The sequence below is a fragment of the Paenarthrobacter sp. NPDC090522 genome (genome assembly GCF_044769225.1).
GTDB lineage: Bacteria > Actinomycetota > Actinomycetes > Actinomycetales > Micrococcaceae > Arthrobacter.
This window is the reverse complement of the sequence record NZ_JBIVXL010000005.1, coordinates 235,423-250,296: the sequence shown is the minus strand read 5'-3', so window position 1 is coordinate 250,296 and position 14,874 is coordinate 235,423. Positions and strand designations below refer to the sequence as shown.

Genomic DNA, 14,874 nt, shown 5'->3' with positions numbered 1-14,874 from the left:
AAGCACCACACGAAAACCATTGGGAGTCACCTTGGGCATCAACTCAGTCGCCGTCGTTGCAGACCTCGGCGAAAGCTACGGAAACTACACCATCGGCGACGACGACGCACTGCTGGGCCTGGTCACGGCCTCCAACATCGCCTGCGGCTTCCATGCCGGCGATCCCCGCGTCATGGACGCCACGGTCAAGGCCTGCGTGGAGCGCGGCATCGAGCTCGGCGCGCACCCGGGCTACCCGGACCTGGTGGGCTTCGGCCGCCGCCTGATCGAAGCCAGCGAAGAGGAAATCCGCACGGACGTGCTGTACCAGATCGGTGCTTTGGACGCCTTCGCCCGGATCCACGGCGGCAAGATCAGCCACGTTGCCCCGCACGGCCGCATGGGCAGCATTGCCCAGACCGACGCCAAGCATGCCCGTGCCATCACGGACGCCATCAAGGCGTACGACCCGTCCTACATCGTGATCTGCCAGAACGGCCTGCTCGCCGAGGAATCCCGCAAGCGAGGCCTAGAGGTTGGCTACGTCTTCCTGGCCGACCGCGGCTATGGCGAGGACGGCATGCCGGTGTCCCGCAACACCGAGGGCGCCCTGCTGCACGACCCGGAGGAAATCGGCCGCCGCGTGGTCCAAGTGGTGACCGAAGGAACGGTTCGCGCCGTCACCGGCAAGGTTGTCCCGCTCGGCCACGATGCCGACATCGTGCTCCTCCATGGCGACCACCCGCAGGTCCTGGAGAACGGCACCGCCCTCCGCGCCGCGTTGGACAAGGCCGGCATCAAGGCAACCGGGCTGCAGGAAGTGCTGGCCGAAAAAGCCAAACTCGCGACGGTCTGACCTACCCCACCAACAAGCCAAGGACCCATGAGCACGCACCCAGAGCCCGGACACCTGCCGGACATCAAGGCCGTACCGTTCGGTGATTCCGCGCTGATGGTCAGCGTGGCGTCCGGCACGGTCGAGGAACGGCAGACCGGAAGCCGCCGGATCCGTGAAATCCTCCTCGACGTGCGGCCGCATGGCCTGCAGGACGTGGTGGCAGGCGTCGACTCCATCCTGGTGGAGTTCGACTGCCTCGCCGTGGGGCACGCACAACTTGCCCAGACTATCAGGCTCGCGGCGGCTGGACGGTTCCACCAAGAGAACGGACAGGCCGACGGCAAACATTTTGTGATTCCAATGGTGGTCAACGAAGCCTTCGCCCCGGACCTGCCGGATGTGGCTGCGGAGCTGGGCATCAGCCAGGAAGCCGTCCTTGGCCATCTTGAGGATTCCGTGCTGTCCATCAACCTCCTGGCCTCGGCCATGGCGCCGATGATGGGCACCGTCCAGTTCCCCGGGCAGGTGAGCCGCTGCAGGGAACCGCGGACCAACGTGGATCCGGGATCGGTGATGGTGGCCGGAACCAACGCCATCATCCAGCCCTTCCCGGGACCCACCGGATGGAAGGTCATTGGGCGCACTCCCCTGACCATCTGCGACATCCGGGAAGATCCGCCCACGTCCTATACGCCAGGAGACACCGTCCGGTTCAAGGTGGTCCCGGGTTCCGAGTGGGATCGCCTGGCAGGGCAGTTCCTGCGGACCGATTCATACACGATTGGAGGGACGCCCTGATGGTAGAACGCACCAACACCATCAAAGTCCGCGAAACTGCCTGGCTGGCCACCTTCCAGGACCTCGGCCGGGAACACTCTGAAGCTTTGGGCGTTCCCTGCGGAGGTGCCGCCGACCAGCACTCGGCAGCGGTGGCGAACATCCTGGTGGGCAATGACCGGACTTCCACGTTGTTGGAACTCATGGGCGGCCGGTTCGTTTTCACCACGTCCAAGCCGGTCCTGATCTCCGTCACGGGAGCCCCGGCCGATGTGACAGTCAACGGCAGCAAGGTGCCCCTGTGGGAACCGGTGTGTGTTCCGGAGAAGGGGCGGGTGGTGATCGCAAACGCCAGGGGCGGGATGCGGAACTACCTGGCTTTCAGCGGGACGCTTGTCACCGATCATTTCATGGGCAGCGCGGCCCCCGAAGCGCGAATGGGCTTTCCGCAGCAGATCGTGGCCGGCCAACACCTGGAACTCCGGACCACCTATTCGGGCTTCGAGCATCCCTACCTGACGCAGCCGCTGTTTCGTCTGCCGGTACCCGTTCCGTCCTTTGAAGACTCATTGTGGACCATCGACATTGTGGAGGGTCCGGAAACGGACGCCGCGGAGGGTATCCGGGAACTGCTTGCTTCACGGGAATACACCGTCACCGCCAAGTCCAACCACGTTGGCCTTCGACTGGACGGTCCGGTGGTGCATCCTGAGGGGCTCGGTGAAATCGTCTCCCACGGCGTGCCCATCGGCGCGTTCGAGATCCCGCACGGGGACGAGCTCATCATTCTGGGGCGCTATCGGACCCTGACGGCGGGCTACCCGATTGTCGCCTTCGCTACCAAAGCCTCTTTGCCCGTGCTGGGCCAGGCCCGCCCCGGCCAGCGGATGACGTTCCGCTGGGTGGCCCAAGAGCAGGCCGTCGCGGATTACCACGAGTCGCAGCGCCTGCTCGGCGTCCTTGAATCACGGGTCCGGAGCCTTTTCGGCGCCGTGGACCTGCCGCACCATTCGTCAAGCGCTACCGTCCGGGCGGCAGCCTGAGCCTCCACGGCCACGAACACTTGACCTTCACACTTCGCAAATGAGAAACTTTTCGCATATGTGATAGCTATCGCAATACTTTCCACATCTGGAGGAACGGAACCATGGGACTTCTCGAAGGCAAAGTCGCCGTCATCACCGGCGCGGGGACGGGCATGGGCCGTTCGACGGCGGAACTGCTCGCAGCCGAAGGCGCACACGTGGTGCTGGTAGGCCGCCGGCTTCCGGTCCTGGAGGAAGTCGCCGCAGCAATAGCGCCCGACGGCGGCAAGGTCACCCCACGCGCCGCGGACATCGCGTCCAAGGACGACGTCGACTCCCTGGTGGCGTGGGTTTCCGAAAACCTCGGACCCGTGGACATCCTGGTCAACAACGCCGGGAGCGCCAGCAAAGTGTTGAACGTCCGGTGGATCAGCCAGGAGGAGTGGAACGGCGTCCTGGATGTCAATCTCAACGCCGTGTACCTGCTGACCCAGGCCGTGTTGCCGGGCATGCTCTCCCGGAACACGGGCACCATCATCACGGTGTCCTCGCTCGCAGCGGTCAACCCGAACCTCCTGGGCGGCGCCGCCTACGGCGCAGCCAAGGCTGCGGTCAGGAACTTCATGACCTACCTGCACAACACCTTCCGCAACGAAGGACTCCGCGCCATCACCATCCTCCCCGGGGAAACAGCGACTCCCATCCTCGACAATCGCGCCCGGCCACCCCGGGACGAAGAACGCGAAGCCATGGTCCAGCCCGAGGACGTCGCCCGCGCCATCCACCTCGTGGCCACCCTGCCGCAGCGCACCGTGGTCCAGGAACTCGTGATTGCACCGACCGTGCAGCGCGATACCTCCGGAGACATCGAAATCAGCCGCTGGACCGGCGCGCCCGCAGAAGACCTTCCCCAGCGCTAGCAAGCCCCTCAAAGTTTTCCCTCCAACCAGCCGAAGCAGGACTGCCATGACCCCCGAACCATCCACCGCCGTCGCACCCTTCCAGCCTTCCGAGGCGGTGCTGCGCGTCCAGCGCACCTCGCTGCGTGTCCAGCAGCCCCAATCCAAAGGCGACCTCGTCTCGCTCGCCATGGGCGAACCGGACTTCGACACCCCCGAACAGGTCCGCGCTGCTGCCGCCCGCGCCCTGGAAGAGGGTCACACCCACTACTCGCCGTTGCTCGGCGAGCTGGTGCTTCGCGAGGAACTGGCTGCCCGTATCGGCCAGCTCCTCGGCGAAGTGGCCAGCCCCGGCGACGTGCTCATCACCCAGGGCGGAACGGCCGGACTGTCCGCGGCCATCCTCGGCATCGTCAACCCCGGTGACAAGGTGGTCATCCCGGACCCCACCTACTCGCTGTACGCCGACCTGGTCAGCATGGCCGGCGGCACTACCGTTGCTGTGCCATTGGCCGATGACCTCCACTGGGACCTCGAGGCCTTGGCCGCCGCCCTTGAGGGCGCCAAGATGTTCGTGTTCTGCAACCCGTCCAACCCCACGGGAATCGTCCACTCCCGCCAGGAACTCGAAGCCCTCGCAGACATGGTGGCCGGAACGGACACGTTGGTCCTCTCCGACGAGGCCTACAGCGACCTCGTTTACACCGAGGAACCGTTCACTTCCGCCCTGGAAATCCCCGGTCTGGCAGGAAAGACCATCTACTGCCAAACGTTCTCCAAGAGCTACGCCATGACGGGCTGGCGAGTCGGCTACCTGTGGGGCCCCTCGGACGTCATCGCCTCCGCAGCGCGTGTGCACAATACCTTCAACGGTTCCATGAACACGGCCGTGCAGCTGGCGGCGCTCACCGCCCTCAAGACGTGCGGCCCGGACATCAAGCGCATGCATGCCTCCTACGCCGAACGCCGTCAACTCATGTTCGACGGCCTCAGCAAGATCCCCGGCCTCACCGTCAGCTCCCCCGAGGGCGCCTTCTACCTCTTCCCCAAGTACGACGTGGACCTCCCCGCCGCCCAGATGGTGGCGCACCTGCGCGAATTCGGCGTCGCCGTACGTCCGGGCAGCGAATTCGGGCGCAACGGCGAACACCACCTGCGGCTTTCCTACGCCGCCAGCGCGGAGGCGATCGCTGCCGGCGTCGAACGTCTTGCTGCAGGCCTCGCGGCCCTCAGGCAGGACGCGTGACCCTGCTCGACCCGCCGGCAGGGCTGCGCGTTGACATGCAGCGAAACCGGATGCTTTTGGTTGACGCGGCCGGCCGGCTCTTCGGAGCCGGCCGTTCGGCTACCATGTCGCAAATCGCCGCCGAGGCAGGCATCTCCACGGCCACGGCCTACCGGCACTTCGCATCAGTGGACGACGCGCTGGCGGCGTACCGGTTCGAGGTGGGCCGTGAACTGCTGGAGTTCAGCCGAACCCAGACGTCGGCCGGACTGGAATTATTGGAAGTCGTCTGCGCCAAGTGGGTGCACCTTGTGGTCCAGCACGGCGAGTCCATGATCCACACGCGGTCGGCAGAGGGCTATCTGGCCCGCGTCAAGGCAGGCGCCTACTACCTGACAGTCCAGGCCGATGCCCTTGCCTTGCCTCTGCGGGAAGCCTGCCGGGAACTCGCTCTTCCGCATCCAGGAGACGAAGCGCTCTTCCTGTGGAACGGCTTCTTCGACCCCCGCGAAATCAACGATCTCATCCAGAGCCTGCAGCTTACGGCCGAGCAGGCCTCCGCCCGATTGGTCAGGACCTTCACGGCCGCCCTGACAGGGTGGTCCGCTTCCAGGACCTAAGCTTGAGGAGACGAAAGGGTGCCCATCAATGCGTAGTGACACACAGCGCAACCGCAGACAACTGGTCAAGGCCGCGGGTCAGCTTTTCGCGTCCCGCCGCGGTCCCATCAGCATGACGGACGTCGCCAAGCATGCCGAAATATCCACGGCCACCGCTTACCGGCATTTTCCTTCAGTCGAGGACATCCTGGCCGAGTACCGCTTTGGCGTTGGTGAGAAACTGCGCGACTACAGCCTGAAGCAGCAGGAGCTAACCGGCGTCGAGCTTTTGACCGCGGTGAGCCGCAAGTGGGTGGACCTGGTCACGCGCCATGGCGGCGCCATGCTGTACACACGGTCCGGCGAGGGCTACCTGGCCCGGCTTCGTTCGGGCGCCTTCTACCTGACCGTCCAGGCGGACGCGCTGGAACGTCCCCTGCGGGAAGCGTGTGAGGAACTGGGCCTGCCGCCGATCGGCGACGAGGCGATGTTCCTGTGGAATATCCTGTTCGACCCCCGCGAAATCCTGGACCTCATCAACACCGTGGGACTTACGAAGGACCAGGCCACTGCGCGGCTGATTGCTGCGTTGAAAGGTGCGCTGGCCGGTTGGAGCGCGGACCGCGGTCAGGCATAGCTTTCCCGGAACACCAAGAAAGCCGGACCTGCGGGTCCGGCTTTTCCGTGTCTATTGAGCCACTGGCCTGATCAGTTCGCGGATTCGTTCGGCCGGCAGTGACGTCAACGCTGCGATGCGAAAGATGTCCAGGTGCCCGGCTTCCAGGCCTTCCAGGACATCAGTGCGGAGGCGTTCCACGCTGCGATCCTTGACCTCAAGAGCGTCCTCGAGTTGCCGCACGACGGCGGTGAGACCGGAAAGATGCCATTCCTGCGGTGCCCCGGAGAAGTGGAGGTCCTGGTAGGCGCCGCCGAGCCTCTTGACGTCAGCGGCCCGGATCCCCACAACAGCCGAAACAGCAGCGAGGGAAACTTTGTCCGCCAACGCCGCGGCAATGGCCTCATTGCGGCGGCCCAGGAGTGTGCGGATGTGGCTGTCGATGCGGGCACGGGACACCCTGGTTCCGGCCAGCCGCAGTTCCAGGGATGTCAACCGGGGCTGATGGGGCGTGGTTCGCCTGCGCGGCCGCGCCTCAGCTACGTAGGTCACGGTGCGTGAGGCCCTGGACCAGGTGCCAGACAACTGCCTCATTCCGGTGCGTCGGCATGATGCTGCCTTCAAGTACCTGCAGACTTGGGCCCACCTGGCCTACGGGAGTCCACAGGCCACTGACCGGGCAGTGGCTTCCGGTTCCGGCGACGTACCGGCACCGGTGCTGGTGGCCAACTGAATGTTCTCCAACGATGCGACGCATCACATGCCTCCGGGGATTGGGGAGTTTGCTGGGAAACTCGGGGAAATCTGATGGTTTAAGCGTATGTCGCAGGTCACTCAAAAGCAAGAAACTTTTCTCATTTGTTTAAGTTTTCTCATGGCGGAGTGGAGGGGTTGGCGGGCTCCGCACCATAAGCTCAAGGCGTGGGCCAAAAGCGTTCACATATGGAAAAACCCTTGACCGGACCAGCCATCGTCTGCGAATCTTTTCTCAAATATGATTTTTTGAATCATCCGTCTGCAACGGCGCGACCGGAAGGAACTTCCCATGACCACTGCTCCCCGCCCACCCATGGTTGTCATGGGCGTCTCCGGATGCGGCAAATCCACTGTCGGCTCACTGCTTGGCGAGCGGCTCGGCATGGTCTTCCAGGATGGCGACCACCTGCACCCCGCCGCCAACAAAGCCAAGATGGGCGCCGGCATCCCGTTGGATGACGCGGACAGGAAACCATGGCTTGAAGAAATCGGCCGGGTACTTCGGGATTCCTCGGACGCCGGCACCCCGATGATCATCGCCTGCTCCGCTTTGAAGCGCAGCTACCGCGACCTGCTGCGGCAGCACGTGCCCGGCGTCGTCTTCGTCCACCTCAACGGCGACCGCGCCACTCTCCTGGCCCGCATGAATGCCCGCGACCACGAGTTCATGCCCTCCAGCCTCCTGGACTCGCAGCTCAGCACCCTCGAACCACTTGAACACGATGAGAAGCACGTGCTCGTGGACATCACGCTCGCGCCCAGCGCGTTGGTCGACGCCATCTGCGATCGACTCTCCGTGCTCACGCTGCCGGTTGGGGCTAGCGTTGAGGGATGACCTCTGAGTACAGGTACGACGTCGATGTGCTGCACCTTTTGATCTCTCCCGCGCACGCCTACTTTGGGCGGGCACGGGAAGGAGCAGCCGACGTCCCCACCTCGGATGCCGCGACCGCTGAGCTGGTTGCCGGAAAAGGCATCGTGGGCGACCGGTTCTTCGGCAAAGCCGCCCACATGGACGCAGCGGTGACGGTGTTCGCCGTCGAAGCGTTGGAGACAATCGCTGCAGAACTCGACGCCGGCCCTTTCGACCCGCTGCTGACCCGCCGGAACGTGGTGATCCGCGGGGCCGAGCTTGCTCCGTTGCTGGGCCAGGAGTTCGTCCTCGAGTCAGGCGGGGATTCCGTCCGCCTGAAAGCCGGGCGCCCGGCCCACCCCTGCGCTTGGATGGACCAGATGCTGGCGCCCGGAGCCCATAAAGCCATGCGCGGACGGGGTGGCGTTCGGTGCCAGGTAATCTCCGGCGGGTTGCTCCACCGAGGGCCTGCCGTGCTGGTGAGCCCGGTGGTCCTTGTCCCCGAGCGGGCGGGCGAAGCGACGGTGCTGAGGCCATCGAGGCTGCCGTAGCCCAGGTCCGTCGGCCGTCGCCGTCGCCAATCCCGCATCCGGCACGCGTGTACCGCCACGACCTACTCCGGGCCGGACTCCAGTGCCGGACAACAATCCCGCATCCTGCACGCGTGTACCGCCACGACCTACTCCGGGCCGGACCCCAGTGCCCGACAACAATCCCGCATCCAGCACGCGTGTACCCCCTCGACCTACTTTGGGAGCGGACTGGTCCAAACTCAACCCAGGACGGTTGGACAAGGCTGACTTGGGCGTCAAAGTGGGTCGCGGCGGCACGCGGGCCACGACGGAAGACGGTTGGACGAGGCTGACTTCGGCGTCAAAGTAGGTCGTGGCGGCACACGGGCAGCAACTCTCACCGGAAGTTGCGACCAGGCTCTGTCTCATTCGGGTGGCCCACTTCGACCCTTTCAATCAGCACTCGCCCCGACCCCTTGCCCTTCTTGGCCGGCTCTACGACCGCGTACCAGATGCGGCCACTATGGGTGAACTTGTACTGATACCGCGCGTAGACCAACCCTTGGTACGTCAGGCTCTGAAACCTGCCTCGCAGGATGTAGCAAAGTCCCGGTTGTTCCAAAGTTGGCGTGTTTGTCAGGTAGTCCCATGCATCAGTCAGAGCATTGCGGGCGGTGGCTCTGGCGTCCTGCCACCCTTTCTCCGCCTCACGGGTGATGAATTCAAGAACGTAATCGGTGCTTTTCCCCGGCCTTGCAACGCCGTCAGTCTTCTTCGACAAACTAGGGACCCTCGACCACAACGGGCCGGTCGAAATAGACCAGGTCCACATTGCCAACGGGGATTCCCTCCGCCACGGCCGAGGCAGTTGCCTCCCAGGCTGAAATCACCACGCCCAACCGGCCGAAATAGCCGACAGCCGCACAGCCTCGGGCCACGTCCACAACCTCCGCAGCGAATTCCTCCTGCTCTTCACGGGAGAGGAAGGTCAGCCACGGGAACGGGAGCCGAAGCCGGATTATGAAGTCCCCTTCGCCGAGTGAAGCCGCAATAAGAGCAGAAGCCAACTGCAGGCCTTGCCGATCATTGCGATGATCGCTTGCCTTGGAAACGATCAGGTCTTCTTTGCCGCGGCGGGTCACCACTATGTCACCCTCATCTATGTGCGACAGGACCTCCTTCGGCTCGCGAAGAAGTTGTGTGAAGGTGGTGGTTGTAGTCATGGAGAAAAGTTTATCTGATAAACATCAGATAAACATCCGAAGGGAGGGGCTCATCACCGTGAACCCGGCGCCTCAAGAACGTCCGGAGGGCTCTTGCATCCTCCGCTCAGCCTCGGCAAGCACGATTTCCCGGTTGGCAAGCAGCCAGCTTTCGGCCCCTGGCGAATCCGAGAAGCGCCGTCGTCCTGGGCTTCGCGGCTCTGTTCCATGATGAAGCGCCACATCCGTCCTGGCGGAATTCCCAAGAGTTCAACGCTGGAACCCCGGAGTAAAGTCTGACCAACAACGCGTTCGCTTCCCAGCCTCTTCGCGATGGCCAGCCAAGTTGGCAGGTGATTGACACCTTGTTGCGCACCTTGACCCCGGCCCTCCTTGTCAGCTTCAACCAGCCGGGCCCAATCGTGAATCGACGGTCCGCCACCCACATGGTCCAGCCGACGAATCAACCTGCGCACGGCAGAGTCGGTAATCTTCCCGGCTGGACCTTCCGGTGTGTGGCACATGTGCTCGCGGACGAGGGGCAAGATGATTCCCTCATAACGCCGAGGTGCCCCGATCTGTCGCAGGAACTGTTTCGCGGGCTCAACACCTGTGACGTTGTGGCCATTCGATGTGATCCTGCCGCCGTCAGAAATCCTGGTTGATATGGCTTTCCCAAAATCATGGGTGATGGCAGCCAAGACCAAGATGGCAGTCTCATCCGAATCCAGCCCGTCCCGGCGTGCGATACGTGCCGCCTGATCGCCCGCGAGCCCAAGATGAACATTGACATCCCCCTCTGGGTGCCATCCAGCATCCTGCGGAACACCCCTGGTTGCCGCGAGCCCTGGAAAATGGGCTTCCCAACCAGTGGCCTGGAGAGTCTCCAGGGCACGGGAGATATGGGTTCCCTTGGCGGAAAGCTTGAAGAACTCTCCCCAGATCCGCGACGCAGGCAGGTCATGGAAAGCCGGGAAAAGTTGGGCGCAGACCGTGGCGGTCTCCGGGGCCAACTGGAAGCCGAAACGGCCGCTCAGTTGGACTGCCCGGAGCACACGCAACGGCTCTTCGGAGAACGCACTGCTTGTGTGCCGGAGGATTCCTGCCTCCAGATCGGCCCGGCCTCCATGCGGATCGACCAAGTGCCCGGTCGCGGCATTCCAGCCCATCGCATTGATGGTGAAGTCCCTGCGGGCGAACGCTTCCGCTTCGGAGTTCCGGGCCGACAACGAAACGTCGAATGTCTGCCCGTTCAGCGCAACGTTCACGATGCCGAAGTGTTGGCCCACTTCCATGGCATGCCCCGGCAGGGCAGCAATAACATCGGCCGACGATAAGCCGTACACCTCAATGTCGACGTCCTTCGATGCCACGGACGCGCCGCCGTCGAGCGAGAGCAACGCATCCCGGACGGATCCACCGACTACCAACGGCCGTCCGCCGGCGTCGCTCAGGCTTGCGAGTACTGTCTTGGCTTCGGGAGTGAGCTGGATCAGCTCAGGGATGGTAGTGATGATCGCTCTCGGTTCCTTGGGAGATCTGGCTTGGCACAAAAGGGCTCGTCACTGACTTTCTACCCCAAGTGAAGCCGCTGTGGCCGCAAATCCGCCATAGGCGCGTACCGCCGCGACCTACTTTGAGAGCGGATTGGTCCAAACTCAACCCATGACGGTTGGCCGACGCGGCGTCCGGCGTCAAAGTAGGTCGTGGCGGGGCGGGGAGTAGGTCTGGAACGTACGGTCCGGCGACCAGGCAGGCGACCGGCAGCAAACGGGAGCCCTCACACCTCCGCAGCCGGCGCCGCGAACTGGGCCTCGTACAGCCTGGAATACGCCCCACCCGCAGAAAGCAACTCGGTGTGGGTCCCCTGCTCCACGATCTGCCCGGCCTCCATCACCAGGATGAGGTCGGCGTCCCGAATGGTGGAGAGCCGGTGGGCGATGACAAAGCTGGTTCGGTCGGAGCGCAGGGCATTCATGGCTTTCTGGACCAAGACCTCGGTACGGGTGTCCACTGAGCTGGTGGCCTCGTCCAGGATGAGCACCGAGGGCCGGGACAGGAAGGCCCGGGCAATGGTGAGGAGCTGCTTCTCCCCTGCCGAAACGTTGCTGCCCTCGTCGTCCAGGACGGTGTCGTAACCCTCCGGGAGCGAGCGCACAAAGCGGTCAACGTAGGTGGCCTGTGCAGCTTCCACAATCGAGGACTCCGAAGCATCAGGGCGTCCGTAAGCGATGTTGTCCCGGATGGTCCCGCCGAACAGCCAGGTGTCCTGGAGGACCATGCCCATCCGCGAGCGCAGTTCCTGCCGGGACATGGTGGCGATGTCCACGCCGTCCAAGGTGATCCGGCCGCCGTCGAGCTCGTAGAACCGCATCATGAGGTTCACCAGCGTGGTCTTGCCCGCGCCGGTGGGCCCCACAATGGCGATGCTCTGGCCAGGCTCGGCCACCAGGTCCAGGTCCTTGATGAGCGGCTTGTCCGGCGAGTAGCTGAAGGAGACGTTCTCGAAGACGAGCCTCCCGCGGCCGGCACCGGAACCGGAAGGAGCGGGCTCAGCCGACTCTTCCTCTTCGTCCAGCAACTCAAAGACCCGCTCCGCCGAGGCCACGCCGGATTGCAGCATGTTCGCCATGGATCCGAGCTGCGCCAAGGGCATGGTGAACTGGCGGGAGTACTGGATGAACGCCTGGACGTCGCCGAGCTGCATGGCGCCGGAAGCTACCTGCAGGCCGCCCACCACGGCGATGCCCACGTAGACGAGGTTCCCGATGAAGGTCATGGCCGGCATGATGAGGCCGCTGACGAACTGTGCCCCGAAGCTCGCTTGGTAGAGCTCGGCGTTCTTGGTCCGGAAGCGGTCCTGCACTTCGTTCTGCCGACCAAAGACTTTCACCAAGGCATGTCCGGTGTAGGTTTCCTCGATCTGGCCGTTGAGCTCGCCGGTGTTCTTCCACTGCGCCACGAAGAGCTTTTGGGAGCGTTTGGCGATCAGCATGGTGATGCCGAGGGTCATCGGGATGGTCACCAGCGCGATCAACGCAAGCAGGGGCGAGAGGATGAACATCATCACCAGCACACCCAGCACGGTCAGGAGCGAGGAAACCACTTGGCTGATGGATTGTTGGAGGCTTTGGGAGATGTTGTCCACATCATTGGTGACCCGGCTGAGCAGCTCACCACGCTGGATGGAGTCGAAGTAGCGCAGGGGCAGCCGGTGGATTTTGGCTTCGATCCGTTCGCGCAGGCGGTACACGGTCCGCTGGACGACGCCGTTCAGCACGTACGCCTGCATCCAGCCAAACGCGGCGGCCAGCACGTACAGTGCCAGCGCCCACAGCAGCACCGAAGACAACGCCCCGAAGTCGATTCCGACGCCGGGTGTCAGGGTCATCGCGTTGAGCATGTCGGCTTTGGCGTCGTCGCCGGAGGCCCGGAGTCCTGCGATCACGTCGGCTTTCGAAACCCCCGCGGGCAACTGCTTGGAGACGACGCCGGCAAAGATCAGGTTGGTACCCTCGCCCAACAACCGTGGGCCAATGACGTTCAACGCCACGCTGGCCACGGCAAAAACCACCACGATGGTCAGCCACATGCGTTCGGGCTGCAACGTACCCAGCAACCGGCGGGCCGATGCACCGAAGTTGGACGCTTTCTCGGCGGGGACGTTCATTCCGGCGAACGGGCCGCCTCTTCCTGGACCCATGGCCGGCCGCTGCGGGCCACGGGCGCCGGAAGGTCCAGTAGCAGTAGCAGTGCTCATGCTGCCTCCTCCGCTGCGAGCTGGGAGGACACGATCTCCCGGTAGGTTTCGGAAGTCTCCAACAACTCATCATGCGTTCCCTGCCCAACGATCCTGCCGCCGTCGAGCACCAGGATCTGGTCCGCGTCCGCGATGCTGGAGACCCGCTGGGCGATGATCACCAGCGTGGCACCGCTGGTGTGGTTCTTGAGCGCCTGGCGGAGCCGGGCATCCGTGGCGGTATCCAGGGAAGAGAACGAGTCATCGAAAATGTACAGCTCGGGGCGTTTCACCAGGGCCCGCGCGATCGCGAGCCGCTGGCGCTGCCCACCGGAGACGTTGGTTCCGCCTTGTGAAATGGGAGCATCCAGCCCGCCCTCCATCTGCTCCACGAAATCACGGGCTTGCGCCACCGTGAGCGCTTGCCAGAGTTCTTCCTCGCTGGCATCCGGCTTGCCGTAGAGGAGGTTGCTGCGGACCGTCCCCGAGAAGAGGTAGGGCTTTTGCGGCACCAGGCCAATGTGTCCCCACAACAGGTCGGGGTGCAGCTCACGGATGTCCACGCCGTCCATGCGCACTGAACCGGAGGTTGCGTCGAAGAGCCGCGGCATCAGGTTCACCAGCGTGGTCTTTCCGGCTCCGGTGCTGCCGATGATCGCGGTGGTCCGGCCAGCCAACGCTGTGAAGGACACTCCGCTGAGCACGGGCTGCTCGGCACCCGGGTAGGCGAATCCGACGTCGTGCATTTCCAGTTGGCCGCTGCGACGGCCGGTGGGGGAAACAGGGTTCGACGGCGGCAGGACGCTTGAGTCGGTGTCCAGCACCTCGCCGATGCGGTCGGCTGAGACGGAGGCGCGCGGGATCATGACGGCCATGAACGTTGCCATCATGACGGACATGAGGATCTGCATGAGGTAGCTCAGGAACGCGATCAACGTGCCCACCTGCATGGAACCGTCCTCGATCCTGAAGGACCCGAACCAGATCACCGCCACACTGGAAACGTTCATCACCAACATGACCACAGGAAACATGAGGCTCATCAAACGGCCGGCCCGCAGCGCAACGTCCGTGACGTCGTCGTTCGCTTTGCCGAAGCGGGCCGACTCCATGTCTTCCCGCACGAACGCGCGCACCACACGGATGCCGGTGAGCTGTTCGCGGAGGACCCGGTTCACTGCGTCGATCCGGATCTGCATCTTGCGGAACAGCGGCACCATGCGCGTCACGATCAGGCCGACGCAAACAAGCAGCACCGGCACGCACACGGCGATCAGCCACGACAACTGCGCATCCTGGCGAACGGCCATGATGACGCCGCCGATACTCAACATGGGCGCCGCCACCATGAGCGTGCAGGACATCAACACGAGTTGTTGGACCTGTTGAACGTCGTTGGTGGACCGGGTGATCAGCGACGCGGCACCGAACCGCGTGACCTCCTGCTCCGAGAAGTCACCCACACGGCTGAAGATCGCATCCCGGACATCGCGTCCCATGCTCATGGCCGCCTTGGCTCCGAAGTACACCGCCACAACGGCGCAGGCGATTTGCAGCAGCGTGATCAGCAGCATCAGGCCGCCCATGCGCAGGATGTAGTCGGTATCCCCCACGGCCACGCCGTTGTCGATGATGTCGGCGTTAAGCGTCGGAAGGTACAGCGAGGCGATGGACTGCGCGAGCTGGAATACGACGACGGCGATCAGCAGCCGCTGATGCGGCCGCAGGAAACGAACAAGGACTTTCCAAAGCATGCGGTCTCCCAAGCCCGTGGCAAGGGTCCGCCAGAACGTGGTGGACCGAAGGCCAGTTTACGTCTGGTTGCTGTGGGCAACTAGAGGGAATTCAGTAGGC

At 63.9% G+C, this 14,874-nt stretch carries 16 protein-coding genes; 10 read left to right on the top strand and 6 right to left on the bottom strand.

Going from position 1 to position 14,874, the window contains the following annotated elements; genetic code table 11:
* Positions 1-31: 31 nt before the first annotated feature.
* The 7 genes from ACIQT2_RS08545 to ACIQT2_RS08515 all read left to right on the top strand — a co-directional run bounded on the left by ACIQT2_RS08545 (position 32) and on the right by ACIQT2_RS08515 (position 5,979).
* Positions 32-835 carry a LamB/YcsF family protein gene (locus ACIQT2_RS08545; RefSeq protein ID WP_402945491.1) on the top strand — a complete coding sequence of 268 codons (804 nt, stop codon included), beginning with the start codon at positions 32-34 and terminating at the stop codon, positions 833-835.
* Positions 836-862: 27 nt separating this feature from the next.
* Positions 863-1,615 (top strand): carboxyltransferase domain-containing protein, encoded by a 753-nt coding sequence (locus tag ACIQT2_RS08540; protein ID WP_402945489.1) that lies wholly within the window; start codon positions 863-865, stop codon positions 1,613-1,615.
* Positions 1,615-2,637: a biotin-dependent carboxyltransferase family protein gene (locus ACIQT2_RS08535; RefSeq protein WP_402945487.1), complete on the top strand. Its 1,023-nt coding sequence runs from the start codon at positions 1,615-1,617 to the stop codon at positions 2,635-2,637. Before ACIQT2_RS08540 ends, ACIQT2_RS08535 begins: the two co-directional genes overlap by 1 nt.
* Positions 2,638-2,741: 104 nt before the next feature.
* Entirely contained in the window at positions 2,742-3,539 is a 798-nt protein-coding gene (locus tag ACIQT2_RS08530) for an SDR family oxidoreductase (protein ID WP_402945485.1), read from the top strand.
* A gap of 46 nt (positions 3,540-3,585) precedes the next feature.
* Positions 3,586-4,764 carry a pyridoxal phosphate-dependent aminotransferase gene (locus ACIQT2_RS08525; RefSeq protein ID WP_402945483.1) on the top strand — a complete coding sequence of 393 codons (1,179 nt, stop codon included), beginning with the start codon at positions 3,586-3,588 and terminating at the stop codon, positions 4,762-4,764.
* The gene (locus ACIQT2_RS08520) at positions 4,761-5,363 is read left to right on the top strand and encodes a TetR/AcrR family transcriptional regulator (protein WP_402945481.1); all 603 of its coding nucleotides are present in this window, start codon (positions 4,761-4,763) and stop codon (positions 5,361-5,363) included. The genes ACIQT2_RS08525 and ACIQT2_RS08520 overlap by 4 nt, the downstream gene beginning before the upstream one ends.
* A gap of 28 nt (positions 5,364-5,391) precedes the next feature.
* A complete protein-coding gene (locus tag ACIQT2_RS08515; protein WP_400272572.1) occupies positions 5,392-5,979 on the top strand; it encodes a TetR/AcrR family transcriptional regulator in 588 nt (195 codons plus the stop codon).
* Positions 5,980-6,030: 51 nt separating this feature from the next.
* On the opposite strand, the gene ACIQT2_RS08510 is transcribed toward ACIQT2_RS08515, so the two are convergent.
* Positions 6,031-6,510, bottom strand: coding sequence for a hypothetical protein (locus tag ACIQT2_RS08510; RefSeq protein WP_402945479.1), 480 nt, complete (start codon positions 6,508-6,510; stop codon positions 6,031-6,033).
* Between the two features lies 1 nt (position 6,511).
* On the opposite strand from ACIQT2_RS08510, the gene ACIQT2_RS08505 reads away from it, so the two are divergent.
* From ACIQT2_RS08505 to ACIQT2_RS08495, 3 genes are all read left to right on the top strand, one after another.
* Positions 6,512-6,691, top strand: coding sequence for a hypothetical protein (locus ACIQT2_RS08505; protein WP_402945476.1), 180 nt, complete (start codon positions 6,512-6,514; stop codon positions 6,689-6,691).
* Between the two features lie 312 nt (positions 6,692-7,003).
* Positions 7,004-7,549, top strand: a complete 546-nt coding sequence (locus ACIQT2_RS08500; protein WP_402945473.1) for a gluconokinase — start codon at positions 7,004-7,006, stop codon at positions 7,547-7,549.
* Positions 7,546-8,118: an MOSC domain-containing protein gene (locus ACIQT2_RS08495; RefSeq protein WP_402945470.1), complete on the top strand. Its 573-nt coding sequence runs from the start codon at positions 7,546-7,548 to the stop codon at positions 8,116-8,118. The genes ACIQT2_RS08500 and ACIQT2_RS08495 overlap by 4 nt, the downstream gene beginning before the upstream one ends.
* Before the next feature lie 358 nt (positions 8,119-8,476).
* Here the strand turns inward: ACIQT2_RS08495 and ACIQT2_RS08490 are convergent, their stop codons facing one another.
* The 5 genes from ACIQT2_RS08490 to ACIQT2_RS08470 all read right to left on the bottom strand — a co-directional run bounded on the left by ACIQT2_RS08490 (position 8,477) and on the right by ACIQT2_RS08470 (position 14,774).
* The gene (locus ACIQT2_RS08490) at positions 8,477-8,860 is read right to left on the bottom strand and encodes a hypothetical protein (protein WP_402945467.1); all 384 of its coding nucleotides are present in this window, start codon (positions 8,858-8,860) and stop codon (positions 8,477-8,479) included.
* Between the two features lies 1 nt (position 8,861).
* Entirely contained in the window at positions 8,862-9,302 is a 441-nt protein-coding gene (locus ACIQT2_RS08485; protein ID WP_402945464.1) for a type II toxin-antitoxin system Phd/YefM family antitoxin, read from the bottom strand.
* A gap of 53 nt (positions 9,303-9,355) precedes the next feature.
* Positions 9,356-10,834: a CCA tRNA nucleotidyltransferase gene (locus tag ACIQT2_RS08480; protein WP_402945462.1), complete on the bottom strand. Its 1,479-nt coding sequence runs from the start codon at positions 10,832-10,834 to the stop codon at positions 9,356-9,358.
* 227 nt (positions 10,835-11,061) lie between these two features.
* A complete protein-coding gene (locus tag ACIQT2_RS08475; RefSeq protein WP_402945459.1) occupies positions 11,062-13,041 on the bottom strand; it encodes an ABC transporter ATP-binding protein in 1,980 nt (659 codons plus the stop codon).
* Positions 13,038-14,774 carry an ABC transporter ATP-binding protein gene (locus tag ACIQT2_RS08470; RefSeq protein ID WP_402945456.1) on the bottom strand — a complete coding sequence of 579 codons (1,737 nt, stop codon included), beginning with the start codon at positions 14,772-14,774 and terminating at the stop codon, positions 13,038-13,040. Before ACIQT2_RS08470 ends, ACIQT2_RS08475 begins: the two co-directional genes overlap by 4 nt.
* Between the last annotated feature and the right edge of the window lie 100 nt (positions 14,775-14,874).